The sequence below is a fragment of the Pseudonocardia sp. McavD-2-B genome (genome assembly GCF_024124365.1).
GTDB lineage: Bacteria > Actinomycetota > Actinomycetes > Mycobacteriales > Pseudonocardiaceae > Pseudonocardia > Pseudonocardia alni.
The window spans coordinates 1-1,548 of record NZ_JAMXSG010000509.1; the positions used below are offsets into that span (position 1 = coordinate 1).

The 1,548-nt window shown below is 75.5% G+C and carries 2 protein-coding genes and 1 pseudogene; 2 read left to right on the forward strand and 1 reads right to left on the reverse strand.

The window, feature by feature from the left end; all coding sequences use genetic code 11:
• Nucleotides 1–262: pseudogene (locus tag NH602_RS30730) on the reverse strand (ABC transporter ATP-binding protein); the annotation flags it as partial.
• A gap of 182 nt (nt 263–444) precedes the next feature.
• On the opposite strand from NH602_RS30730, the gene NH602_RS30735 reads away from it, so the two are divergent.
• Both NH602_RS30735 and NH602_RS30740 read left to right on the forward strand, forming a co-directional pair.
• On the forward strand, nt 445–1,122 hold the full coding sequence (locus NH602_RS30735) for a maleylpyruvate isomerase family mycothiol-dependent enzyme (RefSeq protein WP_253069673.1): 678 nt from the start codon (nt 445–447) through the stop codon (nt 1,120–1,122).
• A gap of 70 nt (nt 1,123–1,192) precedes the next feature.
• A partial coding sequence (locus NH602_RS30740; protein ID WP_253069674.1) for a hypothetical protein occupies nt 1,193–1,548 on the forward strand: 356 nt, incomplete at its 3' end.

Consider the following 1,548-nt stretch of genomic DNA (forward strand, 5'->3'; position numbering starts at 1 on the left):
ACCCCGGCGGCCCGGCGGGCGGCCGGTCCGGGTAGGCGGCCGGGTCGTGGCCCTGCGCGCCGTACTGTTGCTGTCCGTACTGCTGCTGCCCGTACTGCTGCCCCGGGGGCTGTTCCCCGTACTGCTGCTGTCCGTACTGCTGACCGGGCTGCTCGCCGTACTGCTGCCCGCCGTAGGGCTGGTTCTGCTGCGTCGGCTGGTCCAGGTTGTTCGGGTCCTGCGGGTCCCCGGGGCGACCCGGGTACGGGGGTGGGCTGCTCACGCTCGTCCTCTCCTCACCGACTCACCGGGTGGTCCCCGATGCCGGCGGTGCCGCCCGGCGGAGCCGCCGTGACCGGCGTCGCCGTCGTGTCCGGTTCGATGATCCCCAGGTGCCCGGGCTCGGTCCAGGCAAAACACCCACGGGACGGCACAGGGGCCCCGGTCGTGATGGGATCGGTGCCCGTGAGCGGTATCGACGAGATCGCGGAGTGGACCCGGGCGCAACGCCGGGTCATCGACCTGGTGCGGGACCTGCCGCCCGAGCGCTCGGAGCTGACGGTCCCGTCCTGCCCGGACTGGTCGGTGCGCGACCTGCTCTCGCACATGGTCGGCCTGGGTGCGGACGTGGTGCGTGGCGACGAGCCCGACGACCACAACGAGGAGTGGACGGACCGGCAGGTGCGGGCGCGGCGTGACCACGACGTGGCGGCACTCGTCGCGGAGTGGGAGTCGCTGGCCGGCCCGCTGCGCGACTGGATGGCGGCCCACAACACCCGCCCGCTCGGCGACGTGATCATCCACGAGCAGGACCTGCGCGGTGCCCTGCGCGAGCCCGGCGGGCAGCACACCCCCGGCCTCTACGCGGTCATGGACACGTTCCTGGGCCGGTTCGCCGGCGCGGTCGGGGACCGGGCGCCGATCGCCCTGATCGGCGACGGCCGCCGCTGGGTGTCCGCGGGCGACGAGGCGGGGGCCGCGGTCGTCGTGCGGGCCCCGGACTTCGAGCTGGCCCGTGCCCTGGTCACCCGCCGGTCGGCGGCGCAGCTGCGGGCCTGGACCGAGCGCGGCGACGTCGAGCCCTATCTGGACGCGTTCGCCCTGCTCGGGCCGCTGCCCGGCACCGATCTCACGGAGTCCTGACCAGGGTCGTCACCGGATTGTCAGCACCGTCGACGTGACACGGTCCTGACAGTGGGTCCAGACTGGGCGGGTGAGCGTGCACCCCACCCACCCCGTCCCCGCCCTCGACGACGCGCTGACCGGGCGCGCCGTCGAGCGCGTCCGCCGCTGGACCGAGCGCACCGGTACCGCACCGTCGTCGGGCTCCGGCCGCGGAGCGGACCCGACGCAGCGGCTGGCCGCGCTGATGCACGACCCCGCCGGGGTCGACTTCACGCTGCGCTTCGTCGACCGCGTCGCCCGCCCCGCCGACGACCGGGTCGCGGCCCGTGAGCTGGCCCGGCTCGCCGGGGCGGGCGCCGCACTGCCCGCGTTCGTCACCGGCACCGACCGGTTGCTGCTGCGGGCCGGCGGCCGGCTGGCGACGGCGCTGCCGCACGTCGTCGT